This is a genomic window from Mesorhizobium sp. M4B.F.Ca.ET.203.01.1.1 (assembly GCF_004791025.1).
GTDB classification, from domain to species: Bacteria; Pseudomonadota; Alphaproteobacteria; order Rhizobiales; family Rhizobiaceae; genus Mesorhizobium; species Mesorhizobium abyssinicae.
Genome location: NZ_SRUO01000001.1, coordinates 157,591 through 171,366, shown reverse-complemented (window position 1 = coordinate 171,366; position 13,776 = coordinate 157,591). Strand labels below are relative to the sequence as shown.

The following is a 13,776-nucleotide window of genomic DNA, read 5'->3' as shown; positions in this document are numbered from 1 at the left end:
GGCGCGATGTCGATCTCGATGCGCCCGAGCCAGGCCCTCAGACTGTGGCAGCAGGTGATGCTGTCGCAGGTGCGCGACGGCTCGCCCGATCTTACCATGCGCCAGACGGCGATCCTGTTCACCATCTATCTCGACCCGCCGCCGCACACGGTGCGTGGGCTGGCCGCCCGGCTAAACGTCACCAAGCCGGTCATCACCCGCGCGCTCGACACGATGGGGGCGCTGAAGCTGGTGTCGCGCCACCGCGACGAACTCGACAAGCGCAACGTCCTGATCCGGCGCACGGTCGAGGGCGCGCTCTTTGTCGAGCGTTTCGGCGATGGTATCATCGCCAGGGCCCATGAACTGCCCATCTGACCGATTGTCCATCTGACCGAGTGCTCGATTTGACCGCCAGGGATGCCCGCCTTCACGCCTTCCGTTCCGATCTCGCCGATGCCAGGCTGAAGGGAGAGGTTTCAGCCGATCGTTTCGTCGCCGGCCGGCCGGCACGGATCTCGGTGTCCGTCGCCGACCTGCGCAAGGCCCCGCGCCCGGATGCCGGCGTCAACACGCAAGCCTTGTTCGGCGACGACGTGCTCGTTTTCGAGGACAGCGCAGGCTGGGCCTGGATCCAGGCCGAGCGTGACGGCTATGTCGGCTATGTCGCCGACACGGTGCTCGGTCCACGCGAGCAGGCGCCGACCCATATCGTTTCGGTGCCGCGCACGTTTCTGTATCCCGGCCCCGACCTGCGCTTCCCGGTGACCGCCCAATTGTCGATGGGATCGGCGGTGACAGTGACCGGCGCCGCTGAAACGCGCGGCACGCACTATGCTCTCTTGTCGTCGGGCCAGGCGCTCATCGCGGCCCATCTGCAGCCTGCCGGCGAGACTGCGGCCGACTATGTTTCGGTGGCGGAAAGTTTTCTCGGCACGCCCTATCTGTGGGGCGGGGTCTCGGGCTTCGGCATCGATTGTTCCGGCCTCGTACAGTTGGCGATGCGCATGGCCGGCAGGGACGTGCTGCGCGATTCCGACATGCAGGCGGCCTCGATCGGCAAGCCGCTTGATCCGGGGCCGGACTTCACCGGCATGCGGCGCGGCGACCTCGTCTTCTGGAAAGGCCATGTCGCGATCATGACCGATGCCTCCACCATGATCCACGCCAACGGCCACACCATGCTGGTCTCGCGCGAGGGACTGAAGGACGCCGTCGCCCGCATCGGCTATCTCTATGGCGGTCCGACGGGGTTCCGGCGACCGTGATCTTTCCTTCTCCCCGTTCACGGGGAGAAGGTGCCCGAAGGGCGGATGAGGGGCGGCGCGAACCCCTGATTGTTCGCGCTGACGACCAACCTCTGATCGCCGGCGCCGCCCCTCACCTGCCTGCCGGCATCCTCCCCCCGTAAACGGGGCGAGGAAGGATGATCCCCTTTTGTTCCGATTTTCCTTGGCGTTCGCGCGCCGTCGCGCTACCTCTGGCGGGTGACAGAGCAGCCGCGCCTTGCCGAACAGAATGCCGCAGTGGTCCTGCCCGAACCATTCGTCAGATGGTTCGCTGAAAAGGGCTGGGCGCCGCGTGCCCATCAGCTCGAGCTTTTGGCGCGGGCTCAGGCCGGCCAGTCGGTGCTGCTGATAGCGCCGACCGGCGCCGGCAAGACGCTGGCCGGCTTCATGCCCTCGCTCACTGAGTTCGCCAACCGTCCCAGGCGGAAACCCGGCCAGGCGCATCGCGGCATCCACACGCTCTACATCTCGCCGCTCAAGGCGCTCGCCGTCGACATCGAGCGCAATCTCGGCAAGCCGGTCGAGGAGATCGGCCTGCCTGTCACCATCGAGACCCGCACCGGCGACACGCCCTCGCACAAGCGCCATCGGCAGAAGCTGGCGCCGCCCGACATCCTGCTCACCACGCCCGAACAATTGGCGCTGCTGATCGCGGCCGGCGACGCCCGGCGCTTCTTCGAGGATCTGCGCTATGTCGTGCTCGACGAGCTGCATTCGCTGGTGACTTCGAAGCGCGGCCATCTCCTAGCGCTCGGCCTGGCCAGGCTGCGCAACTTTGTGCCCGGACTGCAGACGATCGGATTGTCGGCAACGGTGGCCGAACCGGACGAGTTGCGGCGCTGGCTGGTCAGCCAGAATCCACCCGATGACATGGCCGAATTGATCGTTGTCACCGGCGGCGCCAAGCCGGAAATCTCCATCCTCGATTCGGAAGAGCACGTGCCGTGGGCGGGACACTCCGCCCGTTACGCCACGCCGGAGATCTATCGCGAGATCAAGCGCCACAAGACGACCTTGCTGTTCGTCAACACGCGTAGCCAGGCCGAGCTGCTGTTCCAGGAATTATGGCGGGTCAATGAGGACACGCTGCCGATCGCGCTGCACCACGGTTCGCTGGATGTCGCGCAGCGCCGCCGCGTCGAGAAGGCGATGGGCGAGAATGCGCTGCGCGCCATCGTCGCCACCTCGACGCTCGATCTCGGCATCGACTGGGGCGATGTCGATCTGGTCGTTCATGTCGGCGCGCCGAAGGGGGCCAGCCGGCTGGCGCAGCGGATCGGCCGCGCCAACCATCGTATGGACGAACCGTCGAAGGCGATCCTGATCCCCGCCAACCGCTTCGAGGTGCTGGAGTGCCGGGCCGCCCTCGACGCCAACTATCTTGGCGCGCAGGACACGCCGCCGCTGGTCGATGGCGGGCTCGACGTGCTGGCCCAGCATGTCCTGGGTTGCGCCTGTGGCGCGCCATTCCACGCCGACGCGCTGTTCGAGGAGGTCAGATCGGCGGCGCCTTATGCCAGCCTCGACCGGCCGACATTCGACCGGGTGATAGATTTCGTCGCCACCGGTGGCTACGCCTTGAAGAACTACGAGCGCTACGCCCGCATCCGCCTGAACAAGGACGGGATGTGGCGCGTATCCAATCCTCGCGTCGCCCAGCAGTACCGGCTGAACGTCGGCACCATCATCGAGGTGCCGGCGCTCAACGTGCGCTACGTGCAGGCCGGCAGCAAAGGGTCGGCTTCGCGCGGCGGCCGGGTCCTCGGCAAGATCGAGGAGGCGTTCCTGGAGACGCTGACCCATGGCGATACCTTCATGTTTGCCGGGAAGGTGCTGCGCTTCGAAGGCATTCGCGAGAATGAATGCTTCGTGTCGAACGCGCCCGGCAGCGATGCCAAGGTGCCCTACTATGGCGGCGGCAAGTTTCCGCTTTCGACCTATCTCGCCGAGCAGGTGCGCGCCATGCTGGACGATCCGCAGCGTTGGAAGAAGCTGCCGGAGCAGGTCGCCGACTGGCTGCGCTTCCAGGCCGACAAGTCGGTGCTGCCCAAACGCGATGATCTCCTGATAGAAACCTTTCCGCGCGGCAACCGCCACTATCTCGTCGCCTATCCGTTCGAGGGCAGGCTGGCGCACCAGACGCTCGGCATGTTGCTCACCCGCCGGCTCGACAGGGCGGGCGCCAGGCCGCTCGGCTTCGTCGCCACCGACTATGCGCTTGCGATATGGTCGCTGGCCGACATGGGCATGATGTTCAGGGCGAAAACACCCTCCTTGCCCACCCTCTTCGACCAGGACATGCTGGGTGACGATCTCGAGGCGTGGTTCGCCGACAGTTGGCTGCTGAAACGCACCTTCCGCAATTGCGCGCTGATCTCGGGACTGATCGAGAAACGCCACCCGGGCAAGGAGAAGAGCGGCCGTCAGGTCACCGTATCGACCGATCTCGTCTATGATGTGCTGCGCAGCCACGAGCCCGATCATATCCTGCTGCAGGCGACGCGTGCCGATGCGGCGACCGGTTTGCTCGATGTCAGCAGGCTTGCCGAGATGCTCTCGCGCATCAAGGGTCGAATCGTGCATAAGAATCTCGAGCAGATATCGCCGCTTGCCGTGCCGATCATGCTCGAGATCGGCAAGATGCCGGTGCATGGTGAAGCGGACGAAACACTGCTGATGGATGCGGCGACGCTGGTCGAGGAGGCCATGGGGCCGGGAATGAGCGAGGCATGAATTTTTCGCTGACACGCGCATCGCTGATCGCCGAGGCCGATCTTGTCGGCATCGCCGGCGAACGCGCGGTCTGCGATCCGCGCGGCGTGCTCTATTTCCCCGATCTGCGGCTGCTCGCGGTGTCGGATCTGCATCTGGAGAAAGGCTCCTCCTTCGCCAGGCGCGGCGCGCTGATCCCACCCTACGATACCGGTGCGACGCTGCTCAGGCTGCAGGCGGTGATCGCCGATTACCAGCCGGCGATCGTCATCAGCCTTGGCGATTCTTTCCACGACGGCGGCGGCGCGGCGCGTATGCACGAAAGCTTCCGCGAGCGACTGGAAAGCCTGATCGCGGGCCGCGACTGGTTCTGGATCGCCGGCAACCACGATCCGGACGCGCCGGCCGACCTGCCCGGCGAGACCGTGCGCGAGCTTGCCATCGGGTCTCTGCTCTTCAGGCACGAGCCGTCCAAGGTGCGCGTGGAGGGCGAGATATCAGGCCACCTCCATCCTTGCGCCCGGATCGTCCAGCAAGGGCGCTCGGTGCGGCGGCGCTGCTTCGCCGCCGACGGCGGCCGCATGATCATGCCGGCCTTCGGCGCCTATACCGGTTCGCTCAACGTGCTCGACCGCGCCTATGCCGGCCTGTTCCGTCGCGAGACACTGATGGCCTATATGCTCGGCGCCGAGCGCACCTTCGCCATTGCCGGCTCGATGCTGCGGCCGGGCTGAGCTGAAAATTGCTTTAGGGAAGCATCACGGTTGCGCCGGTCGTCTGCCGCGCTTCGAGCCGGCGATGCGCTTCGGCCACTTCGGCGAGCGGCATCCGGGCGTGCACGGGGATTTTCACGGCACCGCTCAGCACGACGCGGAAGAGTTCTTCGCTCATGGTGACGACGTCCTCGCGCCTGGCGAGATGATGGAACAACAACGGCCAGGTGGCGAACAGCGAGCCTTTCTGCATCAGCAGCATGATGTCGAACGGCGGGATCGATCCTGACGCCGTGCCGAAGCTGACGAAGGTGCCAAAGGGCCGCAGGCAATCGAGCGAGGCGGGAAAGGTCGCCTTGCCGACGCCGTCGTAGACGACGTGACAGCCTTCGCCGCCAGTGATCTCCCTCACCCGCGCGGCAAGGTCTTCCCTGCCATAGTCGATGACATGGTCGCAGCCATTGGCGCGCGCGAGTTCAGCCTTCTCTGGCGAACCGACCGTGCCGATGACGGTGGCGCCGAGATGCTTTGCCCATTGCGTCAGGATGAGGCCGACGCCGCCCGCCGCGGCCTGCACGAGGATGGTGTGGCCCACCTCGGCGCGAAACGTGCGGCGCAGCAGATATTGCGCCGTCAGCCCCTTCAGCATCATCGCCGCGCCGGTCTCGAAGTCGATGGCGTCGGGCAGGTGAACGACAAAATGCGCCGGCACGATGCGTTCCTCGGCATAGGCGCCCAGCGTCTCGACATAGGCGACACGATCGCCGGGCGCAAAGCCGCTCACCCCTTCGCCGACGGCGACGATCTCGCCGGCGCCTTCATTGCCCGGCGTGAATGGCAAAGCGGGCGGCGCATATTCGCCGGTGCGGAAATAGATGTCGACGAAGTTGAGGCCGACCGCCCGATTGCGCACGCGGACCTCGCCGGGTCCGGGCTGGACGATGTCGACATCTTCATAGGCAAGCACATCTGGGCCGCCATGGCGGTGGACGCGGATCGCTTTCATGGATTTCTTCCTTGCGCTGTCTCGTGGCAGGGAGATAGCGCGTGGCGCGATATCATTGTAGGCTGATACCCATGACATCAGAGTTCAAGGATCATGATATCTGACCAGATTGGCATCGACCTTCTTCGCACCTATGTGGCGGTCTGCCGGCAGGCCAGCCTGAGCAGGGTCGCGGCGCAGACCGGCAGAACCCAATCGTCGCTGAGCATGCAGATGCGGCGGCTCGAAGGATTGCTGCAACGGCACCTGTTCCGACGCACCGGCCGCGGCGTCGTGCCAACCGCGGAGGGGGAACTTTTTCTGGGATACGCGACCCGCATCCTGGCTCTGGGCGACGAGGCGGTGGCGCGCCTGCAGCAGGCCGGCATAGGCGGCGGGGTGCGCATCGGCCTCGCCGAGGAGGTCACGACGGCGGCGCTGTCGGCAGCGCTCGGTCGGCTTCATCGCACCTATCCCGACATCAGCATTGACGCGACGGTCGAGCACAGCGTCGCGCTGGGACGGCTTTGGAGTGAGGATGCGCTGGACGTCATGATCGCCCCGACGTCCGTCGTCGCGGCCGATGCCCTGACGACGTGGAACGTCGAACTGCAGTGGGTCTGCGCCCAGGACTACGAACTGGATGCGGAGCGGCCGCTCGATCTCGTCGCCTTTGGCGCGACCTGCCCTTGGCGCAGGCGCATGATTGAGGCGCTGCTTGCCGCCGGCAGGGAGCACAGGATCGGCTTGTCGTGCCAGAGCGTCACCGGCCTGCAGGCAGCGATCGAGAATGGGCTGGGCGTCGGTCTGCTTCCACCCGAATCGGTGCGCTCTGCTTCGATGCGGGTGCTGAAGACATCGGCTGGCGTTCCCGACACGCTTACGGTCCAATACGGTCTTTACGCACACGACCGACGGACAGCCGTCGTCGATGCCGCGATCGAAATATTGCTGAAGGACTTGCCGGCTGCGTCACGGGCACGGGCCGCATGACGGGGAGAACGCGCTACCGGCCGTAATAGAGGGTGACCGTGTGCTTCGCCTCGGCGAAGAACAGCCAGCGCTCGACCAGCATGCCGGCGAGCTGCAGCAGAGCGGCGATCACCGAGAGCACAGCGGCAGCCGGCCAGGTCAGAACGAACGCTCCGGCAAGCAGCAGGGCCGGTAGGGCAAAGGCCAGGGCCTGCGTGATCCGCCGCAGTTTCGCGCTGTGTTTGCGCGCGATGCGAAAACCCATTTCCTTAAGCAGATAGTTTTCTTCGGTATGCGGCCACTCGAGCGACCGCACCGTGCCGCCGGCAAGCCCGGTCGCGGTGTTGGCCGTGGTCGGGATTTCCAGTTCGTCGTTGTGCCGCCACGTCGCCAGCTTCCAGCCCCAGCCGAGCAAGGTTAGGACCAGCGCGAACGCCAGCACGGCTCTCGATCCGCCACCGAAACCCTGCAGCAACGCGTTGAAAAGCACGCCGCCGGTCATCGCCGAGAAGATCAGGTAGCCGGGCAGGGTGAAGCGGCTGTGCCACTGCGCGATCGGCTTCAGCGAGGCATAGATCATACCGGTGGTGCAGACCGTGGCGACCGCGCCGACAGCCGCCAGCAATCCGGCGACCGCCACCCAGCCGCCGCTGCGGCCCAAGAACACCCAGCCGATGCCGAACAGTCCCGCCGGGATGAAAGTCGCCACCGATGAGACCCCCTCGCGCGACAGCCAGGAACTGCGCCATTGCGAGAACGCCCGCCAGGCGCGCTCCGGTCGTCCGAGATGGCCGGCCGACGACAGAAGGCCGGCCGCGATCAGGCCGAGCGCCAGTCCCATGCCGACGAGCCCGAGCCAGAAGTCGGGTTCGACAAAGCCCAGCCCGCCGAGCACGCCAAGCAGCGCCAGCAGGCCGTAGCCGGCGCCTGTGGCAGTGGTGAAGAAGACGACGGAGAAAGCGGGATGCATGGCCGGGATGCTAGTTCGAAAGCATGCGGTCGATCCAGCCGAGGAAGCCGCCTTCGGCCCGCACCGGCTCCAGCGCCGGCGCCGGCACCTTGGCGGCGCGTTCCGTATGGGCGCGCGGCGGCAGATACTTGTTGGTCGGGCGGTAGCCGAGTTCCGGCATCAGGTCGACGCCGCCGCGCGCCGTCACCAGCTGCGATACGGCTGACGCCGGATCGCCGAGATCGCCGAAATGGCGGGCGCTGGTCGGGCAGGCCGCCACGCAGGCCGGCACGCGGTCCTCCTCGGCCAGATTGTCGTTGTAGATGCGGTCGACGCAGAGCGTGCATTTCTTCATCACGCCGACCTGCGTGTCGAACTCGCGCGCGCCGTAGGGGCAGGCCCAGCTGCACAGTTTGCAGCCGATGCATTTGTCCTCGTCGACCAGCACGATGCCGTCCGACGCCCGCTTGTAGGAGGCGCCCGTCGGGCAGACGGTGACGCAGGCCGGCGTCTCGCAATGCAGGCAGGAGCGCGGGAAGTTGACGGTGCGCCCGCCCATCTCGGTCGTGTGCTCATAAGCGTGCACGCGGTTGAACCAGACGCCGTCGACATGTCCGCCATAGGGATCGATATCGGTCAGCGGCGCCATATGGCCGCCGGTGTTCCATTCCTTGCAGGCGGTGACGCAGGCCTGACAGCCGACGCAGGTGTCGAGGTCGATCACCAGGCCGAGCTTCTTGTCGGTTTGCGCGGGAAGGCAGGTCATTCGGCGGCTTCCCTCTTCATGCGGAATTCGGCGCCGAACTGAAGCATGTCAGGCGAGGGCTGGAAGCGCGGCGGCTCTCGGAAGCGCTCGAACTGCGGCTCGGTGAAGCCCGCTTCCTCCGCCGCGCATTTGACGATCCGCACCCGGACGTCGAACCATGCCGCCTGTCCCGTCACGGGATCGGAGTTCGAATAGCGCTTGCCGCTGGCGTCCGCCGCGGTCTGGTCGCCGATGATGTGGTTGAGCAGGAAGCCGCGATTGCTCTCCGCCGCATCGTCTTTCAGTCCCCAGCTGCCGCGCCGCTTGCCGATGGCGTTCCAGGTCCACACCGTGTCGGGGTTGACGCCGTCGACCAGCTTGATCTGTCCCTTCACCCGGCCGTTGACGCTCTCGATCCATACCCAGTCGTCGTCGACAAGGCCGAGATCTGCGGCGGTCTTGGCATGCACGAACAGCCGGTTCTGGCTGGTGATCTGCCTCAGCCACGCATTCTGCGAGCCCCAGGAATGGTACATGTGCATCGGCCTCTGCGTCAGCGCATGCAGCGGATATTGTTCGAGGTCGACGGCGTCTTCCTCGAATGGCGCGTACCAGAACGGCAGCGGGTCCATGTAGGCTTCGATGCGGCCGCGTTCAGCCGCCGGCGGCTGCACTTTCCCATGGCCGCGCGCGGCCAGCCGGAAGCGCTGCATCGGCTCGGAATAGAGCTGGAAGACGATTGGCTCGGCCTTGGCGATGAAGCCCATCTCAGCCGCGAAGTCGAGATAGGCGCGGTTGCCCATCTTGTAATAACGCTGGTCGGCGGAAAAATCGTGGTGCCAGAAGCCGCCATTGTCGATGTAGCGCTGCAATTGATCGGGATTGGCTTCGCCTCTGCCGATCGAGCTTCCGTCCTTTCCGCGCCAGCCGGCGAGCGGACCGATGCCCGGCGTGCGCTCGTGGTTGACGATGTAGTCGGCATAGTCGCGGTACTTGGCCAAGCCGTCGGCGTTGACGAAACCGGGCAGGCCGAGCCGCGCGCCGAGCTCGATCATCACCGACTGGAACGGCCTGACGTCGCGATCCGGCTCGACGACGGGATGGCGGATCGCATCGCCTGGCCCGTCGGCATGGCTGATCGGCCGGTCGAGCAGGCTGATGCAGTCATGCCGCTCGAGATAGGTGGTGTCCGGCAGCACCAGATCGGCGAACGGCACGGTCTCCGAGTAGTAGGCGTCGGAATAGATGATGAAGGGGATCTTGTAGTCGCCCGACGCATCCTTGTCGGTCAGCATACGAATCGTCTCGACCGTGTTCATCGAGGAATTCCAAGCCATGTTCGACATGTACATCAATAGCGTGTCGATCGGGTAGGGATCACCCGCCCAGGCATTGCGGATGACCGAGTGCATCAGGCCGTGCGCGGCTAAAGGCGCCTCCCAGGAATAGGCCTTGTCGATGCGTGTCGGCGTGCCGGCCCCGTCGACCAACAGGTCATCCGGCCCGCAGACGAAGCCGAGCGGCATGCCTTCCAGCGGCGTCATCGGCCGCACGTCCTTGCCGGCCGGCTTCGGCCCGGGCGGCGCCGGGCGCGGATAGGGCGGCTTGAAGCGGAAGCCGCCCGGCACGTCCACGGTGCCGAGCAGCACCTGCAGCAGATGAATGGCGCGGCAGGTGTGAAAACCGTTGGAATGGGCCGAGATGCCGCGCATGGCGTGCATGGAGATCGGCCGCCCCTTGATCGTCTCGTGCCGGCGCCCGGCCCAGTCTGTCCAGGCCACCGGCAGTTCGATCGCCTGCTCGAAGGCGACATGCGCCAGCTCCGCCGCGATCCGGCGGATCGTGTCGGCGCTGACGCCGCAGCGGCCGGCGACGGCGTCGGGCGAATAGCTGTCGTTGAGATAGCGGTCGGCAAGGAGCTGGAAGACCGGAACGCAGCGGCGGCCGTTGACCGTATGGCTGCCGGTCAGCGCCGGTTTCGCGTTGGGGTCGGCAGCCCGGACCGTGGTCTTCGCAACCCTGTCCCAGGCGAGCGGATGGCCGGCGGCGTCGCGAACGAACAGCCCGTCATCGGCCGCCCCCGGCTCCTGGATGACGAGCACATGGGCGTTGGTGTAGCGCAGCAGATAGTCGAGATCGACGCGGCCGGCCTTGAGCAGCTCGTGGACAAGCGCCAGCACGAACAGGCCGTCGGTGCCCGGCCTGATGCCGATCCAGTCGTCGGCGATGGCGTTGTAGCCGGTGCGGCACGGATTGATCGAGACGACCTTGGCGCCGCGCGCCTTGAGTTTGCCGAGGCCGATCTTGATCGGGTTGGAATCATGGTCCTCGGCGACGCCGAACAGCATGAAGTACTTCGTGTTGTCCCAGTCGGGCTCGCCGAACTCCCAGAACGAGCCGCCGATCGTGTAGAGGCCGCCGGCCGCCATGTTGACCGAGCAGAAGCCGCCATGGGCGGCGAAGTTCGGCGTGCCGAACTGGCTTGCCCACCAGCCGGTCAGCGATTGCGACTGGTCGCGTCCGGTGAAGAAGGCGAGCTTCTTGGGATCGCTCCGGCGTATCGCCGAGAGCCGCTCGGTCGCGATCGAGAAGGCTTCCTCCCATTCGATCTCGCGGAATTCGCCCGAGCCGCGCGGGCCGCTGCGCAACAGCGGCTTCTTCAGCCGCGCCGGGCTGTAGTGCTGCATGATGCCGGCGCTGCCCTTGCCGCAGATCACGCCGCGATTGACCGGATGGTCCTTGTTGCCGTTGATGTAGCGGACCTTGCCGTCCTTGATGTGGACGTCGATGCCGCAGCGGCAGGCGCACATATAGCAAGTGGTCTTGGCGATCCGGTCGGAGACGCCTGGCGAGGTGTCGACGCCGTCGCCCTCGTCGGGCGCACGCGTGTCGGCCAGCGGCCGCTGCGACGGGGCGGAATTTGCGCCGCGCGGCGCGCCGTGGCTCATTGTTCCCGGATGCTCTGGCGGCTCGCGATCTTGGCTTTCGTCTTCGGTCCGGGACCGCGCATATAGTGCTGTTCAGGGTGGTAGCGATCGCTGGCGAGCCGCCGCTTGAGGCCACGGGTCCAGTGCGCGAACAGCGATTTGAAGCGCCCCATCATTTCCAACTCTTGCGGCGCGGCCGCCAATTTTTTCCAACTTCCAGTGAAAACTTAGAACAAAGCAATCGATCTGTCTAACAAGTTGCTCTTGTAATTCCGATCGATTTTGCTTCTTAATTGCGCATGACTCTTGAACAGTTGCGCATCTTCGTCGCCGTCGCCGAACGCGGCCACATGACCAAGGCGGCCGAGCTTCTGGGCATCTCGCAGTCGGCCGCCTCGGCTGCCATCCGCGCGCTCGAGCAGCAGCATGGGGTGCGGCTGTTCGACCGCGTCGGCCGCAACATCGAGCTGGCGCAGACCGGGCGCAGGTTCCTGCCCGAGGCCAAGGCGGTGCTGGAGCGCGCTGCCGCCGCCAGCAATGTGCTGGAGCATGTCTCTCAGACGGTCACCGGCAGCCTGTCGATCGCTGCCAGCCAGACCATCGCCAGCTACTGGCTGCCACGCCGGCTGGCTGCCTTCCACGAGGCCTATCCTGCCGTCAGGCTGAATGTCAGCATCGGCAACACCAGCCAGGTCGAGACCCATGTGCTCGACGGCACGGCGGATTTCGGCCTGGTCGAGGGGCGCACCGAATCCGACATCCTGCGCCGCGCCAAGGTCGATGTGGATCGGCTGCTGCTGGTCGTCGCCCCCACGCACCCGAAAATCGCCGAACATGGGCGCGGCCACCCCGATATCAGGGAGCTGCGTTGGATCATCAGGGAAGGCGGCTCCGGCACGCGCGAGGCGCTGGAAGACCTCGCGCGCCGCGAGGCGGTGCCGTTCGCCGATCTCAGGATATTCCTCGTCCTGCCGAGCAACGAGGCGATCCGCCAGGCGGTCGAGGCGGGCGCCGGCGCCACCATCATCTCGGAACTCGTCGTCGGCCGCGCCGTGGCCGAAGGCAGCTTGCGGTCGGTGCCGATCGACCTGCCGAAGCGCGACTTCGCCATCATCACCCACCGCGACCGCCAGCCGAGCCTCGCCCAGATGGCGCTGCGGGCGCATCTGGGTGGAAAAGCGGACTTGCCGCCGCTGAGCAGGGGCTGATCGGGAAGAAGCGTCTCAGGCGAATTTCCGCTGCGCATCCAGCGCCAGCCCGAGCCCGACCGAGCCGAACATGTCGCCCTCGATGACGGAGGCCTGCGGCACCAGCGAAAGGATCTGGCGTTTGGCGAGCGGGATCGCGGTCGAGCCGCCGGTCAGGAACACGGCGGTTATGGCGGAGGCGTCGACACCGGCGTCGGCGATCGTCTGCCGGACTGTCGCGGTCACCCGCTCGATGTCGTCCCCTATCGTCGCCTCCAGGCCGCCGCGCGTGATCTCGGCCGCGAAGCGTGCGCCGGGCAGCGAGACCCTCACCTCGGCTGAGGACTGATCCGTCAGCGCGATCTTGGCCCTTTCGACCAGGCCTGCGATCGCGTGTCCGTAGCGGTGCTCGACGATATGGATGAATCGGCCGACGAGATCGGCGCGCTCGGCCTCGAAGCGGATCTGCCTCAGGTCCGTCATCGCCTTCGCAGTATAGACGAGGTTGATGCGCTGCCAGGTCGCCAGGTCGATGAAATAGCTCGCCGGCAGGTTGCGCTTGCCGTCCTTGGTCGGCGTCAGATAGCCGAGCTCGGGCATGACATGGGCGATGCTGAGCAGCCGGTCGAAATCGGTGCCGCCGATATGGATGCCGCGGTTGGCCAGGATGTCGCCCTTGCGATCGGTCGAGCGCGCGCGTTCGGGCGAGACCCGGACCACCGAGAAGTCGGACGTGCCGCCGCCCATGTCGACGATCAGCGCCAGTTCCTCTCGTGCAACCTTCTGTTCGTAGTCGAGCGCCGCCGCGATCGGCTCGAACTGGAAGGCGATGTGCTTGAACCCTTGCGCCCGCGCCGCCTTTTCAAGCTCGCCCTGCGCTCTCGCATCGGCCTCGGCGTCATCGTCGACGAACTGCACGGGGCGGCCGAGCACGATCGTCTCGACCGAAGAGCCTGCATCCTCTTCCAGCCGCTGCTTCAGATGGGCGATGAAGAAGCCGATGATGTCGGTGAAGCCGATCAGGCGTGCCTTGATGCGGGTCTTCTCGTGAGCGAGCGAGCTGCCGAGCACGCTCTTCAGGGACCGCATCAGCCGCCCCTCGATACTGTCGGTGTAGTCGCTGATGGCGCGGCGGCCGAAATAGGTATGGCCGTCCTCGAAGTTGAAGAAGACAGCGCTTGGCAATGTAGGCTGTTCACCTTCCAGCGCCACCAGTCGCGCCTGCCCGTTCCGGATCACGCCCACGGTGGAATTGGACGTGCCGAAATCAATGCCGCCGAATGCTGATTGCATAGCAGCCTCCTGTCATTGGTTTCGC

At 66.0% G+C, this 13,776-nt stretch carries 12 protein-coding genes; 6 read left to right on the top strand and 6 right to left on the bottom strand.

The window, feature by feature from the left end; translation table 11 throughout:
- Positions 1-6: 6 nt before the first annotated feature.
- The 4 genes from EN846_RS00790 to pdeM all read left to right on the top strand — a co-directional run bounded on the left by EN846_RS00790 (position 7) and on the right by pdeM (position 4,714).
- Positions 7-357, top strand: a complete 351-nt coding sequence (locus tag EN846_RS00790; protein ID WP_127285600.1) for a MarR family winged helix-turn-helix transcriptional regulator — start codon at positions 7-9, stop codon at positions 355-357.
- A gap of 29 nt (positions 358-386) precedes the next feature.
- On the top strand, positions 387-1,247 hold the full coding sequence (locus tag EN846_RS00785) for an NlpC/P60 family protein (protein ID WP_189379621.1): 861 nt from the start codon (positions 387-389) through the stop codon (positions 1,245-1,247).
- A 219-nt stretch (positions 1,248-1,466) separates the two neighbouring features.
- Positions 1,467-4,001 (top strand): ligase-associated DNA damage response DEXH box helicase, encoded by a 2,535-nt coding sequence (locus tag EN846_RS00780; protein WP_127391114.1) that lies wholly within the window; start codon positions 1,467-1,469, stop codon positions 3,999-4,001.
- Positions 3,998-4,714 (top strand): ligase-associated DNA damage response endonuclease PdeM, encoded by a 717-nt coding sequence (pdeM, locus tag EN846_RS00775; protein ID WP_127391115.1) that lies wholly within the window; start codon positions 3,998-4,000, stop codon positions 4,712-4,714. The genes EN846_RS00780 and pdeM overlap by 4 nt, the downstream gene beginning before the upstream one ends.
- A gap of 13 nt (positions 4,715-4,727) precedes the next feature.
- On the opposite strand, the gene EN846_RS00770 is transcribed toward pdeM, so the two are convergent.
- Positions 4,728-5,699 (bottom strand): quinone oxidoreductase, encoded by a 972-nt coding sequence (locus EN846_RS00770; protein ID WP_127391116.1) that lies wholly within the window; start codon positions 5,697-5,699, stop codon positions 4,728-4,730.
- Between the two features lie 93 nt (positions 5,700-5,792).
- On the opposite strand from EN846_RS00770, the gene EN846_RS00765 reads away from it, so the two are divergent.
- On the top strand, positions 5,793-6,671 hold the full coding sequence (locus EN846_RS00765) for a LysR substrate-binding domain-containing protein (RefSeq protein WP_127391117.1): 879 nt from the start codon (positions 5,793-5,795) through the stop codon (positions 6,669-6,671).
- Positions 6,672-6,684: 13 nt separating this feature from the next.
- On the opposite strand, the gene EN846_RS00760 is transcribed toward EN846_RS00765, so the two are convergent.
- Genes EN846_RS00760 through EN846_RS00745 form a run of 4 tightly spaced genes read right to left on the bottom strand, consistent with a single transcriptional unit; the run spans position 6,685 to position 11,474 of the window.
- Positions 6,685-7,620: a DmsC/YnfH family molybdoenzyme membrane anchor subunit gene (locus EN846_RS00760; protein WP_127391118.1), complete on the bottom strand. Its 936-nt coding sequence runs from the start codon at positions 7,618-7,620 to the stop codon at positions 6,685-6,687.
- A 10-nt stretch (positions 7,621-7,630) separates the two neighbouring features.
- Positions 7,631-8,365 (bottom strand): 4Fe-4S dicluster domain-containing protein, encoded by a 735-nt coding sequence (locus EN846_RS00755; protein ID WP_127391119.1) that lies wholly within the window; start codon positions 8,363-8,365, stop codon positions 7,631-7,633.
- Positions 8,362-11,292: a molybdopterin oxidoreductase family protein gene (locus EN846_RS00750; protein ID WP_128346343.1), complete on the bottom strand. Its 2,931-nt coding sequence runs from the start codon at positions 11,290-11,292 to the stop codon at positions 8,362-8,364. Before EN846_RS00750 ends, EN846_RS00755 begins: the two co-directional genes overlap by 4 nt.
- The gene (locus tag EN846_RS00745; protein ID WP_127285692.1) at positions 11,289-11,474 is read right to left on the bottom strand and encodes a hypothetical protein; all 186 of its coding nucleotides are present in this window, start codon (positions 11,472-11,474) and stop codon (positions 11,289-11,291) included. Before EN846_RS00745 ends, EN846_RS00750 begins: the two co-directional genes overlap by 4 nt.
- A 96-nt stretch (positions 11,475-11,570) precedes the next feature.
- On the opposite strand from EN846_RS00745, the gene EN846_RS00740 reads away from it, so the two are divergent.
- Complete coding sequence (locus EN846_RS00740) at positions 11,571-12,479, top strand: LysR family transcriptional regulator (RefSeq protein WP_127393354.1); 909 nt, start codon at positions 11,571-11,573, stop codon at positions 12,477-12,479.
- A gap of 15 nt (positions 12,480-12,494) precedes the next feature.
- Here the strand turns inward: EN846_RS00740 and EN846_RS00735 are convergent, their stop codons facing one another.
- Positions 12,495-13,751: an Hsp70 family protein gene (locus tag EN846_RS00735; protein WP_127393352.1), complete on the bottom strand. Its 1,257-nt coding sequence runs from the start codon at positions 13,749-13,751 to the stop codon at positions 12,495-12,497.
- Between the last annotated feature and the right edge of the window lie 25 nt (positions 13,752-13,776).

Excerpts from the sequence above, each read along its gene's own strand:
- EN846_RS00790 (WP_127285600.1), top strand. The coding sequence starts at position 7 with ATGTCGATCTCGATGCGCCCGAGCCAGGCCCTCAGACTGTGGCAGCAG.
- pdeM (WP_127391115.1), top strand. The coding sequence starts at position 3,998 with ATGAATTTTTCGCTGACACGCGCATCGCTGATCGCCGAGGCCGATCTT.
- EN846_RS00770 (WP_127391116.1), bottom strand. The coding sequence starts at position 5,699 with ATGAAAGCGATCCGCGTCCACCGCCATGGCGGCCCAGATGTGCTTGCC.
- EN846_RS00765 (WP_127391117.1), top strand. The coding sequence starts at position 5,793 with ATGATATCTGACCAGATTGGCATCGACCTTCTTCGCACCTATGTGGCG.
- EN846_RS00760 (WP_127391118.1), bottom strand. The coding sequence starts at position 7,620 with ATGCATCCCGCTTTCTCCGTCGTCTTCTTCACCACTGCCACAGGCGCC.
- EN846_RS00755 (WP_127391119.1), bottom strand. The coding sequence starts at position 8,365 with ATGACCTGCCTTCCCGCGCAAACCGACAAGAAGCTCGGCCTGGTGATC.
- EN846_RS00750 (WP_128346343.1), bottom strand. The coding sequence starts at position 11,292 with ATGAGCCACGGCGCGCCGCGCGGCGCAAATTCCGCCCCGTCGCAGCGG.
- EN846_RS00740 (WP_127393354.1), top strand. The coding sequence starts at position 11,571 with ATGACTCTTGAACAGTTGCGCATCTTCGTCGCCGTCGCCGAACGCGGC.
- EN846_RS00735 (WP_127393352.1), bottom strand. The coding sequence starts at position 13,751 with ATGCAATCAGCATTCGGCGGCATTGATTTCGGCACGTCCAATTCCACC.